Below are 15,750 nucleotides of genomic sequence, written 5' to 3' on the forward strand. Positions count from 1 at the left end.
CGGGAAACGCTATTTGCGCTTTGCGAGATCCTGCGCCAGCGCCAGCCGCAATATTTCAGCCAGTTCGCGCGCAGCACGGTTTTCCGCATCCAGCTCTGCGCGGTAGGTGGCGAATTCCTGCTTTGGACGATCGAAGGACGACGAGATCGAGCGCCTGCCGGATCCGACCAGCTTGCCGGTCGAAACTTCCGTCAGCCTGTAATCCGCGGTCAGCGTCACGATGCCCGCGCTCGGTTCATCCTGATCCTTGGTCACCTGGATAGATGCTGCAGACTGGATCAATTCGGTCACGCCAAGATCGAGCGAATAGACCGGCGACGATGGCCCGCCCTTGCCATGGGTCAGCCCGAAAATCAGATTGTTGCGCACCTGCTGGGCGTAGCGCGTCCTGACCGGCTTGACCGAAATCGACGCCAGTTCCTCGGTGGCAACAGTCTGCCCGCCGACGGTAAGCGGCTGGTTGGAATAGAGCGGGCGCACCGTGCAGGCCGAAGCCAGTGCCACGGAAAGCAGCACTGCTCCCGTGACCAGTCTTCCGGCGCGAACGCCACTCCTGTTCATCGTCTGCTTGGCTTTGTCAGGCAACGACATTCACGATCCTCTGCGGCACGACGATGATCTTGCGCGGCGCCTTGCCCTCCAGCGCCTTCTGCACGAAGTCGAGAGCCATGACCGCCTGTTCGACCGCAGCTTGATCCGCGTCGCGGGCAATTGTCAAATCCCCGCGCTTCTTTCCGTTCACCTGAACGGGCAGAACAACCTCGTTATCCACCAGCAGTGCCGGATCGAATTCCGGCCACGCACGGGCCGCGACAAGACCCTTGCCGTCGATGGCCTGCCAGCATTCCTCGGCCAGATGCGGCATCATCGGCGCCAGCATCGCGATCAGGATTTCCAGCCCCTCGCGCACCGCAGGCGCGCGCTCGGTCTTGCCTTCGCCCACCGCGGCCACCTGCGGCGACAGAAGATTGGTGATCTCGTAGATGCGGGCAACCGCGCGGTTGAAGTGCAGCCGCTCAATATCCTCGCCGACCGCCTTCAGAATCTTGTGCGCGGCGCGCGAAACCGCCAGCGCCTCGCCTGCGGTGCCCGTCTTCGGCGTCACATCGCTGAGCACCGGAACAGCATCCGACACCAGACGCCAGACGCGCTGCACGAAGCGATGCGCGCCCTCGACACCGGCCTCCGTCCAGATCACGTCGCGCTCGGGCGGCGAGTCCGACAGCATGAACCAGCGCGCCGTATCGGCGCCATAGCTGGCGATGATGTCGTCGGGGTCGACCACGTTCTTCTTCGACTTCGACATCTTTTCGATCGAGCCGATGGTGACCGGAGTGCCGTCGGAAAGCAGGCTGGCCCGGCGCTGTCCGTCAACGTCCTCGAAGCGCAGTTCGGCCGGCGAAACCCAGCCCTGCGGACCCTTGTAGGTCTCGTGAACGACCATGCCCTGCGTGAACAGGCCCTCGAAGGGTTCCTCGACCACGCTCAGATGGCCCGTCGCCTTCATGGCGCGGGTGAAGAAGCGCGAATAGAGCAGATGCAGGATCGCGTGCTCGATGCCGCCGATATACTGGTGAACCGGCAGCCAGCCGTTCCTGCCGTCGACATAGGCGAGATCGGTCGGCGCCTTCTCGTTCTTCGGATCGGTGAAGCGGGCGAAATACCATGACGAGTCGACGAAGGTGTCCATCGTGTCGGTATCGCGCCGCGCCGCCCCGCCGCAATTCGGGCAGGACGTGTGCTTCCATGTCGGGTGATGGTCGAGCGGGTTGCCGGGCTTGTCGAAGGTGACATCCATCGGCAGCTCAACCGGAAGCTGATCCTGCGGCACCGGCACCGCGCCACACGCGTCGCAGTGTATGACCGGGATCGGACAGCCCCAGTAGCGCTGGCGCGAGATCAGCCAGTCGCGCAGGCGGAACTGCACCTTGCGCTTCGCCTGCGGGCGACCGTCGAAATCGGTCCCTTCGAGCCGCCTTGCCACCTCATCGAAGGCATCAGTCGGGCTCATGCCGTCGAGGAAGCGCGAATTGATCATCGTGCCGTCGTCGGAATAGGCATCCTCCGCAACGTGGAAGCTGGCCGCATCGACACCGCCCGGCTTCACCACGGGGCGCACCGGCAGGCCGTATTTGTTGGCGAAATCGAGGTCGCGCTGGTCGTGCGCGGGGCAGCCGAACACAGCGCCCGTGCCGTAGTCCATCAGCACGAAATTCGCGACATAAACCGGCAGCGTCCACTCCGGATCGAAGGGATGAACGACCCGGATGCCGGTGTCGACGCCCTTCTTCTCCGCCGTTTCCAGCGTGGCGACGGAAGTGCCCATATGGTGGACGTCATCGATGAAGGCAGCGATCTGCGGATTGTTTTCCGCTGCCTTTTTGGCCAGCGGATGATCGGCGGATACGGCCATGAACGACGCGCCGAAGATCGTGTCGGGGCGCGTGGTGTAGACCTCAAGCTCGGTCTCGCCCGCAGGCGCGGTCGCCGCATCCAGCTTCCAGCGCAGCAGCAGGCCCTCGGACCGGCCGATCCAGTTCTGCTGCATGATGCGGACTTTTTCGGGCCAGCGGTCGAGCGTGTCGAGCCCGTCCAGCAGGTCCTGGCTCATCGACGTGATCCTGAAGAACCATTGCGTCAGGTCGCGCTGCTCGACCGGAGCGCCTGAGCGCCAGCCCTTGCCGTCGATCACCTGCTCATTGGCGAGCACGGTCATGTCGACCGGGTCCCAGTTGACCTTCGCCGCCCGGCGCTCGACCAGACCCGACTTCCAGAAGTCGAGGAACATCTTCTGCTGGTGACGATAATAGGAAGGATCGCAGGTCGCGAGCTCGCGTGACCAGTCCAGCGAAAGCCCCATGGTCTTCAGCTGGCCCTTCATGGTCTCGATATTGGCATAGGTCCAGTCGCGGGGATTGACCTTGTTGTCGCGCGCGGCGTTCTCGGCCGGCAGGCCGAACGCATCCCAGCCCATCGGGTGCAGCACATTGAAGCCCTTGGCCCGCTTGTAGCGCGCCACGACATCGCCCATCGTGTAGTTGCGCACATGGCCCATATGGATGCGCCCGGACGGATAGGGGAACATCTCAAGCACGTAATATTTGGGCTGAGGATCGTCGTTCTTCGTCTCGAACAGCTTGTCGGCATCCCAGGCCTTCTGCCATTTGGGTTCGGACGCGCGCGGATTGTATCGTTCGGTTGCCATGACCGGTTTTTCTTCTAAAAGCATGCTGGAAGCTGCCGCATGCATGCGGTCAGCGGGGATATGCCCCGGTCTTCACCATGCTTTGCGAGACCCGTCAACCTAAAGGCATGCCGGCGGGGCAAAATCGGAACGTCAGAACAGCAGGATTTCGAGATGAGCGATGCGGTTGAGCGGCTTGCACAGGTGAAGCAGAAGATCGCGGCGGCAGAACGCGAAGCCGGCCGCGACGCAGGCTCGGCCGTGCTCGTCGCCGTCTCCAAGACCTTCGATGCAGAGGCTGTCCGCCCCGTCATCGAGGCAGGCCAGCGCGTGTTCGGCGAGAACCGGGTTCAGGAAGCACAGGGCAAATGGCCGGCGCTCAGGCAGGCGTTCTCAGACATCGAGCTGCATCTCATCGGCCCCCTGCAATCCAACAAGGCAAAGGAAGCCGTCGCCCTGTTCGACGTCGTCGAGACGGTCGATCGCGAGAAGATCGCGGCCGAGCTGGCCAAGGAGATCGCGAAGCAAGGTCGCCCCGTGCGCCTCTACGTGCAGGTCAACACCGGTTCCGAGCCCCAGAAGGCGGGCATCGAGCCGAAAGAGGCGGTCGCCTTCGTGACACGCTGCCGCGAGATTCATGGGCTGGCCATCGAGGGACTGATGTGCATTCCGCCCGCCGATGAAAACCCCGGCCCGCATTTCGCTCTGCTGGAAAAGCTCGCCCGCGAGGCCGGCGTTGAAAAACTGTCCATGGGAATGTCGGGCGATTATGAAGTGGCCGTCGCTTTTGGCGCGACCAGCGTCCGGGTCGGTTCCGCCATCTTCGGCACCCGCTAGAGCAGTTCTGCTTTTCCCTGAATCGCAAAAAATGCTCTATCTCTTTGTTTTGGCCGCATTTATGCGACGCCAGATGTTTCAATCTGGCTGCAAAATGCTCAAAAACGCTCCCGCCTGAAATCACACCAAAGAAAAAGGCCGGGGCATGACACCCCGGCCTTTTTCGATTCAGTCGTGCAAACCTCAGATCATTTATGCGAGGCCAGATGTTTCCATCCGGCTGTAAAATGCTTTAGTCCGCAGCGACGATCTTGCCGCCTTCCCACTTGAACAGCGAGAAGCTGGGGCTCGTCAGATCACCGTTCTCGCCATAGGTCAGCTTGCCGATCGCGGTCGGGATTTCACCGCCGTCCTTGAGCGCGGCTGCAACGGCTGCGGTATCGTCGGCCTTACCGGCCTTCTCGATGCCCGCCTTGAGCACTTCAACCGCGGCATAGGCGTTGAGCGTGAAGGCTTCCGGAGGAATGCCCTTTTCCTTCAGCACTTCCACGGCAGCGGCGGAATCGGAGTTCTTCAGCGCGTCGGAAGCGTTGGTGAACAGCGTGCCGGCAGCGGCTTCGTTGCCGATAGCCCAGTACTCGGTGTTGGACAGGCCTTCACCGCCGATGATGGTCGCCTTCACGCCTGCATCGGCGAGCTGGCGGGCAAGCAGGCCGCCCTCAGGGTGATAACCGCCGAAGTAGATGACCTCGGCACCATCGGATTTCAGACGCGTGACCAGCGCCGACAGATCCTTCTCGCCGGCATTCAGCGAGGTGTGGCTGACTTCGGTCACGCCGCCGGCATTAATGCCGGCCTTGAAGGCGTCGGCGAGACCCTTGCCGTAGGTGCCCTTGTCGTCGACGATGGCGACCTTCTTGTCCTTCAGGTTCGCCACGACATAGGCCGCAGCCACTTCGGCCTGCTGGTCGTCACGGCCGCAGGTGCGCAGCACGTTGGTCAGGCCGCGCGCGGTCAGATCCGGCGCCGTTGCGGTCGGCGTCACCATCAGGATGCCGTTCTCGGCAAAGACGTCGGAAGCGGCCATGGCAACGCCGGAGGTGACCGGGCCGACCACATAATGCACGCTCTCGCCCACCAGAAGGTTGGCTGCCGAAACACCCTGCTTGGGATCGCCGGCATCGTCGGCCAGCTTGATCACCACCTTCTCGCCAAGGATGCCGCCATCCTTGTTGATCTTCTCCACGGCGGCCTCTGCGCCATTCTTGACCTGCTCGCCATAGGCGGCAACCGGCCCGGTCAGCGGTGCCACGACACCGATGACGATATCGGCCTGCGCGCCCGAAACGAAAGCCATCGAAGCAAACAGTGCAACGCCGGCCAAAAGTTTGTTCTTCATGAGTGTGCTCCCTGTTACCTGAACCTCGATGCATGAACCTGCCGATAAGGCAAAAAAGGTCCAGCGAAGTCCTGAATTTCAGGCATAGCTGCTGTGCCGCCTCTTGGCAATCGCCCGCCGATCAGGCTTTCGGCATTGGCCGCGCTATCGCTTGGGCCAGAAATGAACAGCTCCGCAAACGCCCGTCATGACGCAATGTCGCGGCTTTAAATGATGGCAATCCAAGGTCTAATGTTGCCGTTGAGGCAGCAATGTTAATAATGCGGCCGACTTTCGTGGCGGGATGCCGCGCAGATAAGCCCGCTGGCCGGGCGCATTATTCGGGAGGGAAGCCTGTAATGTCCGATACCAATATCTACCGGGTCCAGCCGTCATGGAAGCGGGAGGGCACGATCGACAACGAAACCTACCTGAAGTGGTACGCTGACAGCATCAACGACCCGGATGCATTCTGGGGAGAGCATGGCAGGCGGATCGACTGGTTCAAGCCCTACACGAAGGTAAAGAACACCAGCTTCGAAGGCGACGTTTCGATCAAATGGTTTGAGGACGGCGAGCTCAACATCTCCTACAACTGCATCGACCGCCATCTGGAAAAGCGCGGCGATCAGGTCGCCATTCTCTGGGAAGGCGACAACCCTGCCGAAGACAGGAAGATCACCTATAAGGAACTTCACGAGCAGGTCTGCCGGCTCGCCAATGTGATGAAGAAGCACGGCGTGAAGAAGGGCGACCGCGTCACCATCTACATGCCGATGATCCCGGAAGCCGCCTTTGCGATGCTTGCCTGCTCGCGCATCGGCGCGGTCCATTCGGTCGTGTTCGGCGGCTTCTCGCCCGACGCGCTGGGCGGACGCATCGTCGACTGCGAATCGACCTTCGTCATCACCGCCGATGAAGGTCTGCGCGGCGGGCGCACCATTCCCCTGAAGGAAAACACCGACAAGGCCATCGACATCGCGGCCAAGAACTTCGTGATGGTGAAGAACGTGCTGGTGGTGCGGCGCACCGGCGGCAAGATCGGCTGGGCCACGGGTCGCGACTTCTGGTACGATGAGGAACTGGCCTCGGTCGAGCCGACATGCGAGCCGGAAAAGATGAATGCGGAAGATCCGCTGTTCATTCTCTACACCTCCGGCTCGACCGGCAAGCCGAAGGGCGTGCTGCACACCAGCGGCGGCTATCTGGTCTATGCCTCGATGACCCACCAGCATGTGTTCGACTATCATGACGGCGACATCTACTGGTGCACCGCCGATGTGGGCTGGGTGACGGGCCACTCCTACATCGTCTACGGGCCGCTGGCCAACGGCGCGACGACGCTGATGTTCGAGGGCGTGCCAAACTATCCCGATCAGGGCCGGTTCTGGGACGTGGTCGACAAGCACAAGGTCAACATCTTCTACACCGCCCCCACCGCCATCCGCGCACTGATGGGCGCGGGCGACGAGTTCGTGACGCGCTCCTCCCGCTCGACGCTGAAGCTGCTCGGCTCGGTCGGCGAGCCGATCAACCCGGAAGCGTGGGAGTGGTACTACAATGTGGTGGGCGAAAAGCGCATTCCGATCGTCGACACCTGGTGGCAGACGGAAAACGGCGGCATCCTGATCACCCCGCTGCCGGGCGCTACCGACCTCAAGCCTGGTTCGGCGACACGGCCGTTCTTCGGCGTGAAGCCGCAGCTTGTCGACAATGAAGGCAATGTGCTGGAAGGCGTGGCCGACGGCAATCTGTGCATCACCGATGCGTGGCCGGGCATGATGCGCACGGTCTATGGCGATCACAAGCGCTTCATCGAGACCTATTTCTCGCAATATCCGGGCCGCTACTTCTCGGGCGACGGCTGCCGGCGCGACGCCGACGGCTATTACTGGATCACCGGCCGCGTGGACGACGTGCTCAACGTGTCGGGTCACCGCATGGGCACGGCGGAAGTGGAATCCGCCCTCGTCGCCCACGACAAGGTGTCCGAGGCCGCGGTCGTCGGCTATCCGCACGACCTCAAGGGACAGGGCATCTACTGCTATGTGACGCTGATGGATGGCGAGGAGCCTAGCGACGAGCTGCGCAAGGAACTGGTGGCGCATGTGCGCAAGGAGATCGGCCCGATCGCCTCGCCCGACAAGATCCAGTTCGCGCCGGGCCTGCCCAAGACGCGCTCGGGCAAGATCATGCGCCGCATCCTGCGCAAGATCGCCGAGGACGATTTCGGATCGCTGGGCGACACCTCGACGCTGGCCGATCCCGGCGTCGTCGACGACCTGATCGAGAACAGGCAGAACAAGCACTGATCTGAACGGAACGAGGCGGGCAAAAACCCGCCTCCTTCTTTTTGAAGTCCTTACTCGGGCAAACCAGCTTTGCGTTCCCGCATCTTTCCGATTTGTTCGGAAGCGCTCAGAAGTCGCTGGTGAGGCCCTTCACTTCCCAGTCGCCATAGCGGCCGGGTTCCATGCCTCCGCGACCGCCAAGCTCCACCGGCCGTGCGGCTTCGGCCTGCTTGTAGGCCTTGCGCCGTTCGGCAGCCTCTTTCAGCGCCCGCTCGGCCGCCGGGCTGAGAGCCTTGTCTTCCGCTGACATGCTTTCCAGCGGTTCCGTACCATCTTGATCTGTCATTTCCGTCCTGCCAAATGGATTGAAAGCTGGCCTTTCGCTTCCCATCATATAGCGAAACAGGTGCGTGGGATCGACCCTTTGCACGCGGGAACACGGAGTACGGTATGAACACGATGCGCACCGCCATGCTGCTCGCCGTCATGACGGCGCTGTTCATGGGCGTGGGCTACCTGATCGGCGGCTCGGGCGGCATGACGATCGCTTTCGTGATCGCGGCGGCCACCAATCTGTTCAGCTACTGGAACGCCGACAAGATGGTGCTGTCCATGCACCATGCCGTCGAGGTCGATGAGCGCAATGCGCCCGAATACTACGCCATCGTGCGCGAGCTTGCCTCGCGGGCCGGGCTGCCGATGCCGCGCGTCTATCTCATCGACAACCCGCAGCCCAACGCCTTCGCCACCGGCCGCAACCCCGAGAACGCCGCCGTCGCGGCCACCACCGGGCTCCTGCAGCGCCTGTCGCCCGAGGAAGTCGCCGGCGTCATGGCGCATGAGCTTGCCCATGTGCAGAACCGCGACACGCTCACCATGACCATCGTTGCCACGCTTGCCGGCGCCATTTCGATGCTCGGCAACTTCGCGCTGTTTTTCGGCGGCAACCGCGACAACAACAACAATCCGCTGGGCTTCATCGGCGTGCTGGTGGCGATGATCGTCGCTCCCTTCGCCGCCATGATCGTGCAGATGGCGGTGAGCCGCACGCGCGAATATGCCGCTGACCGGCGCGGCGCGGAAATCTGCGGCCGACCGCTTTGGCTGGCTTCCGCCCTTGACAAGATCGCGCGCAACGCCGAACGCATCCACAATCCCGATGCCGAGCGCAATCCGGCAACGGCGCATCTCTTCATCATCAACCCCCTTTCCGGCGAGCGCATGGACAATCTGTTCTCCACCCACCCCGACACGGGCAATCGCATCGCCGCGCTGCAAGCCATGGCGCACGAATGGGAGGAGCCGGCAGCAACGCCGGATATAGGTCGTAACCAGGCTGATCCCGCACGCCACAGCGCTCCGCAGGCAAATGCCGACCCGGGCGAAAGCCAGAACGCCGGTCCATGGGGCGAACGCCGGCAGGAAGCTCCGCCCCGGCAGGCAGAGCCTCAATCCAAACCCAAATCCAATCCATGGGGCCGCAATCCCACCGGGCCGAAAGGCCCGTGGTCGTGAGGTCCGGGGATTTGAAAGAAAGGGCGCAGACGCGCAGACGGAATCCTTCCGGTTCACGCGGCCCGGACACCGCATCGTCACCCGTGGCGGGCCTTGCCGCGCGCAAGACCGCCGTGCGGCTGCTCGGTGCCGTCATCGAAGCAAGTACGTCGCTGGACGGCCTGACCGACAACGAGCACGGCCACCCGCAATATATGGCGCTCGACATGCGCGACCGCGCCCTGGTGCGCGCCATGCTGGGCGCGGCGCTGCGTCACCGAGTCACCATCGGCGCACTGCTGGCGAAACGGCTCGACAAGCCGCTGCCGGCCAACGCCACCGCGCTTGCCCATATCCTGCATATCGCCGCCGCGCAGATCCTGTTCCTCGACGTGCCAGACAGCGCCGCCGTCGACCTCGCCGTCACCCACGCCAAGTCGGACCCCCGCACGCAGCGTTTTGCCGGGCTGGTGAACGCGGTGCTGCGCGCGCTCTGCCGCGCCAAGGCAACCGAGCTCGAACCGGCGCTCGCCAACACCCACGACGCGCCGGAATGGTTCGCCAGCCGCCTGGTCGCGGCCTATGGCGCGGACGAGGCCGGCGCCATCCTCCGCGCCCACCGGCTTGAGGCGCCCATCGACATTACCGTCAAGTCAGACCCCGATCTGTGGGCGCAACTCCTCGGCGGCATCGTCCTGCCGACGGGTTCCGTGCGGCTGGAGAAGCTCGATGGCGCCATCACCGGACTGCCGGGCTTCGATGAGGGCACGTGGTGGGTTCAGGACGCCGCCGCCGCCCTGCCGGCACGGCTAATGGGCGACATTTCCGGAAAAAAGGTCGCCGATTTGTGCGCAGCCCCCGGCGGCAAGACCGCGCAGCTCATTCTCGCCGGCGCCGACGTCACCGCCGTCGATGCTTCGGCAAGCCGCCTGAAGCGTCTTGGCCGCAATCTCGACCGTCTCGGGCTGAAGGCCACCATCATCCACAGCGATCTGATGCAGTTGGACCCGCCCGACCTGTTCGATGCGGTGCTGCTCGACGCGCCCTGCTCCTCCACCGGCACGGTTCGCCGTCACCCCGACGTGCCGTGGACGAAGACGCCGGACGATATCGCCCGGCTGGCCGCTCTCCAGCGCCGGCTGCTGAACAAGGCCTTCACCCTGATTCGAGACGGCGGCATTGTCCTGTTCTCGAATTGCTCGCTCGATCCGTCGGAAGGCGAGGAGCTGATCGCCGCTTTTCTTGCGGATACGCCCGGGGCGGAACAGGACCCGATCCAGCCGCGCGAAGTGCCCGGCATCGCGCCATTCGTCACGCCACAGGGAGCCCTGCGCACCACGCCGGCGGGGCTGGATATGGGTTCGCCTTCGCTTTCGGGGCTGGACGGTTTTTACGCCGCAAGGCTGAGGAAGCGCGCTGCGTCATAAAGTGAGAGCAGGCTTAATGCATGTCGCCCGAGAGCGGAAACGAGTTTCGGGACAACGACATGCGTGAAACAGGAACCTGAAGCGTAAGGAGCGAATCTGAAAGATCGCGACACGCTTTAGGCAAGCCGTTGCTTACGAAAGCATGTGGACAGAATGCCCTGCGGCGCAGGCCGCAGGTTTGCATTCCCCTTCGCATAACCTATTGAATCACATAGTTTGCATGTAAATTCGAGACTTCGGTACAAGCGTTGGCCACTGCTGCCATGAATACGACTCGCCTTTGGGCGCTGGTCGCACGGGAATTCTGGCGCAAGGCGCGCCGGAACCTGCGCGCCGGTCCGGCCTATCGCTGGCGCTATTCCGGCCGCACGCCCGAGCGCGTTCTGATCGCCCCGCCCGACCTGCGTCTTGCCGATCCCCAGATCGCCACGGAGATCTACTACGGCCGCTTTCCGCTTTCGGGCCGGCTGGTGGAGACCGGCGGCGAATCGCCGTTCCGCATTTCCGCCTCCCATGAGGGCTGGCAGCGCTCCCTGCACGGCTTCCGCTGGCTGCGCCACATGCGCGCCGCGAGTTCCGAGCTTGCCTCGGCCAATGCGCGGGTGCTGGTCAAGGACTGGATCGCCATCCACGGCAGCCACATAGCCGGCATCGCCTGGGATCCGGGCGTGACCGCCAAGCGCATCATCGCGTGGCTCCAGCATTCCTCCGTGGTGCTGCAGGGCGCGGACCTGCCCTTCTACCGTGCTTTCCTGAAATCGCTGGCGATGCAGATCCGCTACCTGCGCTCGATGACGCGCGAGATGCCGCATGGCAAGGATCTGCTGCGCGCGCGCATCGCTCTTGCCTTCGCCGCCCTTTCGCTGCCTGCGCCGACATCGGCGCTGCGCTCGGCCAGCCGCAATCTGGCCGAGGAACTCGATCGCCAGATCCTTCCCGACGGCGGCCACATCTCGCGCAATCCGCTGATGGTTCTGGAGTTCCTCGCCGACATACTGCCGCTGCGCCAGACCTACGCAAATCAGGCCGAACAGCCGCCGGCGGCATTGATGGGAGCCGTGGACCGCATGCTGCCGGCGCTGCGCTTCTTCCGCCATCAGGAAGGCAGCCTCGCCTGCTTCAACGGCATGGGCGCCACCATACAGGACCGGATCGCCGCCATATTGCGCCATGACGACACCGCCGGCGCGCCGCTTCTGCACGCGCCCCATTCCGGCTATGAGCGCCTCAGCATCGGCGATGTCACCGTAATCGCCGATACCGGCGCGCCGCCGCCCCTCGAAGTCTCGGGCTCGGCCCATGCCGGCTGCCTCTCCTTCGAGTTGTCGTCGGGACGCCACCATTTCATCGTCAATGCCGGCGTCGACACCTATGGCGACCCGGAATTCAGGCCGCTGGCGCGCGCCACCGCCGCCCACTCCACGGCCACCATCAACGACAATTCATCGGCCCGCTTCAGCCATTCGTCACGCCTCTCCGGCCTTGTCGGCTCGCCGCTGATCGGCGGCCCGCAGCATATCCATTGCGAGCGCCGCGACGGGCCGGACAGGCACGGCTTTCTCGCCCGCCATGACGGCTACCTGCCCCGCTTCGGCCTGTGGCATGAACGTGAGCTGATCCTTTCCAACCGGGGCGGAACGCTGTTCGGCCGCGACAGCTTCCTTGCCGACACCCCAAGCCGCACCCGCAATGACGGCCAGCATCTGGTGACGGTTCGTTTTCACCTCCACCCCGACATCAACCTGTTCACCGATTCCGGCGGCCATTACGTGCTGGCGGCCGACAATGGCGATGCGTGGATGTTCTCCTGCGCCGAGGTCGCCCCGCAGGTGGAAGAATCTATCTATTTCGCCGGCATTGCCGGCCCTCGCATCACCCGCCAGCTGCTGCTCTCCTTCGATGCCTCGGAGGTTCCCGAGATTCGCTGGCGTCTGAAGCGGGTGCGGCTGGCGGGCGCAAGCCTTCCCCGCTGACGGGCAACGCCCAAGCGCGTCATTCTGCGATTCATGCGTTTAATTCGAAGCCCTCATGTGCTAGGGCGCGGCCATATTCCCGCAGCATGAAGGACCCCGCGCATGGCTGTCGCCTCCAAGAACATTCCCGCTCCCGATCTGGTGCCGGTGCGCCGGGCGCTGCTGTCGGTCTCCGACAAGACCGGCCTCGTCGATTTCGCACATGCGCTGGCCGCGGCCGGCGTCGAGCTGGTGTCCACGGGCGGAACCTCGAAGGCGATCGCGGAGGCCGGTATTGCGGTGCGCGATGTCTACGAACTGACCGGCTTTCCCGAGATCATGGACGGCCGCGTCAAGACGCTGCATCCCTCCGTGCACGGCGCACTGCTCGGCATTCGCGATGACGTCGAACATGTCGAGGCCATGCGCGCCCACAACATCGAGCCGATCGATCTGGTGGTGGTCAATCTCTATCCGTTCGAGGAGGTGCGGGCCTCGGGCGCCGGCTATGCGGCAATCGTCGAGAACATCGACATCGGCGGCCCCGCCATGGTGCGGGCCTCTGCCAAGAACCATGCCTATGTCGCCATCGTCACCGACCCGGAAGATTATGCCGGCGTACTGGAAGCCATGCAGGCAAATTCGGGCGCGCTTGCCCTGGATTTCCGCAAGCGGCTGGCCGCAAAAGCCTTTGCCCGCACCGCCGCCTATGACGCCGGCATCTCCAGCTGGTTTGCCGAGACGCTGGAGATCGAAAACCCGACATGGCGCGCTTTCGGCGGCAAGCTGGACAGTGTCATGCGCTATGGCGAAAACCCGCATCAGCAGGCCGGCTTCTACGTCACCGGCGAGAAGCGGCCGGGCGTTGCCACGGCGCACCAGTTGCAGGGCAAGCAGCTTTCCTACAACAACATCAATGACACCGATGCCGCTTTCGAGCTGGTGGGTGAATTCGATCCGGCCCGCACCGCGGCGGTCGCCATCATCAAGCACGCCAATCCCTGCGGCGTCGCGGAGGGCGCATCGCTCAGAGACGCCTATCTGAAGGCGCTCGCCTGCGACCCCGTTTCCGCCTTCGGCGGCATCGTGGCGCTGAACGGGCTGCTCGACGCGGAGGCGGCCGAGGAGATCGTGAAAACCTTCACCGAAGTGATCATCGCCCCGCAAGCCAGCGAGGAAGCGCAGGCCATCGTTGCCGCGAAGAAGAACCTGCGCCTGCTCGTCACCGGCGGCCTGCCCGATCCGCGCATGGCCGGGATGATGGTGAAGTCGGTGGCCGGGGGCCTGCTGGTGCAGCGCCGCGACAACGCCGTGGTCGACGATCTCGACCTCAAGGTGGTGACGAAGCGCGCGCCGAATGACGCCGAGATGGCCGATTTGCGCTTTGCCTTCCGCGTCGCCAAGCATGTGAAGTCGAATGCCATCGTCTATGCGAAGGACAGCGCCACCGTCGGCATCGGTGCCGGCCAGATGAGCCGCGTCGATTCCTCGCGCATCGCCGCCCGCAAGGCGATCGATGCCGCCGAGGCGGCCGGCTGGGCCGAACCGCTGACAAAAGGCTCGGTCGTGGCCTCGGATGCCTTCTTCCCCTTCGCCGACGGCCTGCTGAGTGCGGTGGAAGCCGGCGCCACCGCCGTCATCCAGCCGGGTGGCTCGATGCGCGACGAGGAAGTGATTGCCGCGGCCGACGCCCATGGCATCGCCATGGTGTTCACCGGCACACGCCATTTCCGGCACTGAGCCGGCCGCCGGCCTCCCGGTTGAGATAAAAGCTCAGCGCCCTTTCCGGTCCGCCGGATAGGGCGTGCCGGCAAGCAGGACCATGCCGGTGACGATGAACAGGATGATCATCGCCATGCCGAGCCGTGGCGAGCCGCTGAGCGCCGTCACCGTCGCCACCATGAAGGGTGCGGCAAAGCTGGTCGCACGCCCGGCCAGCGCATAGATGCCGAAATAGCGGCCGGCTTCCTCGGCCGAGACGCTGCGCGCCATATAGGAGCGTGACGAGGCCTGCGCCGGCCCGAAGGCGATACCGATCAGCAGCCCGTAGAGGATATAGGCCTTCTCCGCGGCCGTACCGAACAGCCCGCCCGAATCGGCAGCGGAAAGCTGCAGGACGCCAAACAGCGTGTAGCCCGGACCCGTCGAGACGATACCGACCGTCGCCACGCTGAGCAGCACCAGCGAGACCATCACCACCACCTTGGAGCCGAAGGCGCTGTCCATCCTTGCCGCGACAAGGCAGCCGAAGATCGCCACCACATTGAGAATGATGCCGAATATGCCGATCTCGGTGATCGACCAGCCGAACATCGCCGCGGCAAATCCGCCGCCGAGCACGATCAGCGCGTTGACGCCGTCCTGATAGATCATGCGGGCGATGAGAAAGCGGAAGATGCCGGGACGCCGGCGCACCTCGCCCAGCGTCGATTTCAGCTCCGCCAGCCCCTGACGCACGGCCGGGCGGATCGGAATGCCCTTCACCGCATCCGGCGTGAACAGGAACATCGGCAGGATGAACACCAGATACCAGAGCGCAGACAGCGGCCCGGTGGCGCGGGCATCTTCGCCCAGCGCCGGATCGAGCCCGAACAGAGGTTTCAGGCCGACGATGGTGAGCCCCGTCTCCGGCAGGGCCGCAAGGCAGGCAACCACGAAGATCAGCACCACCATGCCACCCAGATAGCCAAGCCCCCATGCGATATTGGAGATCTTTCCGATCTCTTCCTTCGGCACCAGCCGCGGCATCATGGAATCGTTGAAGACCGTTGAGAATTCGGCCGCGACCGAGGCCAGCGAGAACACCGCCACCACCCAGAACAGGCCGGAGCCGGGAGCCGCCAGCCACAGCAGGAGCAGGCAGGCGATCTTGATCGTGGCGAAGCAGGCGATCCACGGCTTGCGCGGTCCGGTCTGGTCGGAGATCGCGCCCAGCACAGGCGACAGCACGGCGATGGCAAACCCTGCCGCCGCCACGCCATATCCCCATGCCGCCTGGCCGGCGACCGGGTCGCTCGCCATGCGCGACACGAAATAGGGGCCGAAGATGAAGGTGGTGACGACCGTGAAAAAGGGCTGCGCCGCCCAGTCGAACAGCATCCAGCCCCAGATACCGGCACGCGATGCCTTGCGCGCCTCGATGCCGGTTTCACTCATGCCATCTCCATCCGCCTGCCACGTCCAGCGCCCAATCCGCATGCCGGGATATAGAGCATTTATGGCGAAGTGGCATCGTCCGGACTGCACG

General features: G+C 64.0%; 11 protein-coding genes. 6 read left to right on the top strand and 5 right to left on the bottom strand.

Annotation, left to right across the window (positions count from 1 at the left end; all coding sequences use genetic code 11):
* Window positions 1-9: 9 nt before the first annotated feature.
* Together AC5XE7_RS05620 and leuS are read right to left on the bottom strand one after the other, a co-directional pair.
* Window positions 10-591: an LPS assembly lipoprotein LptE gene (locus AC5XE7_RS05620; RefSeq protein WP_495365170.1), complete on the bottom strand. Its 582-nt coding sequence runs from the start codon at window positions 589-591 to the stop codon at window positions 10-12.
* The gene (gene leuS, locus AC5XE7_RS05625; RefSeq protein ID WP_495365171.1) at window positions 578-3,205 is read right to left on the bottom strand and encodes a leucine--tRNA ligase; all 2,628 of its coding nucleotides are present in this window, start codon (window positions 3,203-3,205) and stop codon (window positions 578-580) included. Before leuS ends, AC5XE7_RS05620 begins: the two co-directional genes overlap by 14 nt.
* 153 nt (window positions 3,206-3,358) lie before the next feature.
* Between leuS and AC5XE7_RS05630 the strand changes: the two genes are divergently transcribed.
* Window positions 3,359-4,021, top strand: a complete 663-nt coding sequence (locus tag AC5XE7_RS05630; RefSeq protein WP_495365172.1) for a YggS family pyridoxal phosphate-dependent enzyme — start codon at window positions 3,359-3,361, stop codon at window positions 4,019-4,021.
* Window positions 4,022-4,253: 232 nt separating this feature from the next.
* Here the strand turns inward: AC5XE7_RS05630 and AC5XE7_RS05635 are convergent, their stop codons facing one another.
* The gene (locus AC5XE7_RS05635) at window positions 4,254-5,360 is read right to left on the bottom strand and encodes a branched-chain amino acid ABC transporter substrate-binding protein (protein ID WP_183824696.1); all 1,107 of its coding nucleotides are present in this window, start codon (window positions 5,358-5,360) and stop codon (window positions 4,254-4,256) included.
* Window positions 5,361-5,698: 338 nt separating this feature from the next.
* On the opposite strand from AC5XE7_RS05635, the gene acs reads away from it, so the two are divergent.
* Entirely contained in the window at window positions 5,699-7,651 is a 1,953-nt protein-coding gene (acs, locus tag AC5XE7_RS05640) for an acetate--CoA ligase (RefSeq protein ID WP_495365173.1), read from the top strand.
* A gap of 106 nt (window positions 7,652-7,757) precedes the next feature.
* On the opposite strand, the gene AC5XE7_RS05645 is transcribed toward acs, so the two are convergent.
* Window positions 7,758-7,976: a DUF1674 domain-containing protein gene (locus AC5XE7_RS05645; protein ID WP_495365174.1), complete on the bottom strand. Its 219-nt coding sequence runs from the start codon at window positions 7,974-7,976 to the stop codon at window positions 7,758-7,760.
* Window positions 7,977-8,080: 104 nt separating this feature from the next.
* On the opposite strand from AC5XE7_RS05645, the gene htpX reads away from it, so the two are divergent.
* From htpX to purH, 4 genes are all read left to right on the top strand, one after another.
* A complete protein-coding gene (gene htpX / locus AC5XE7_RS05650) occupies window positions 8,081-9,145 on the top strand; it encodes a zinc metalloprotease HtpX (protein WP_495365175.1) in 1,065 nt (354 codons plus the stop codon).
* Window positions 9,103-10,551: an RsmB/NOP family class I SAM-dependent RNA methyltransferase gene (locus tag AC5XE7_RS05655; protein ID WP_495365176.1), complete on the top strand. Its 1,449-nt coding sequence runs from the start codon at window positions 9,103-9,105 to the stop codon at window positions 10,549-10,551. The genes htpX and AC5XE7_RS05655 overlap by 43 nt, the downstream gene beginning before the upstream one ends.
* Before the next feature lie 263 nt (window positions 10,552-10,814).
* Complete coding sequence (locus AC5XE7_RS05660; protein WP_495365177.1) at window positions 10,815-12,524, top strand: heparinase II/III family protein; 1,710 nt, start codon at window positions 10,815-10,817, stop codon at window positions 12,522-12,524.
* Window positions 12,525-12,626: 102 nt separating this feature from the next.
* Window positions 12,627-14,243, top strand: coding sequence for a bifunctional phosphoribosylaminoimidazolecarboxamide formyltransferase/IMP cyclohydrolase (gene purH, locus AC5XE7_RS05665; protein ID WP_495365178.1), 1,617 nt, complete (start codon window positions 12,627-12,629; stop codon window positions 14,241-14,243).
* 33 nt (window positions 14,244-14,276) lie between these two features.
* Here purH and AC5XE7_RS05670 read toward each other — a convergent pair whose 3' ends face one another.
* Window positions 14,277-15,659 (bottom strand): MFS transporter, encoded by a 1,383-nt coding sequence (locus tag AC5XE7_RS05670; protein ID WP_495365179.1) that lies wholly within the window; start codon window positions 15,657-15,659, stop codon window positions 14,277-14,279.
* Between the last annotated feature and the right edge of the window lie 91 nt (window positions 15,660-15,750).

Source organism: Aquamicrobium sp. YD-1-mutant5, from assembly GCF_059509755.1.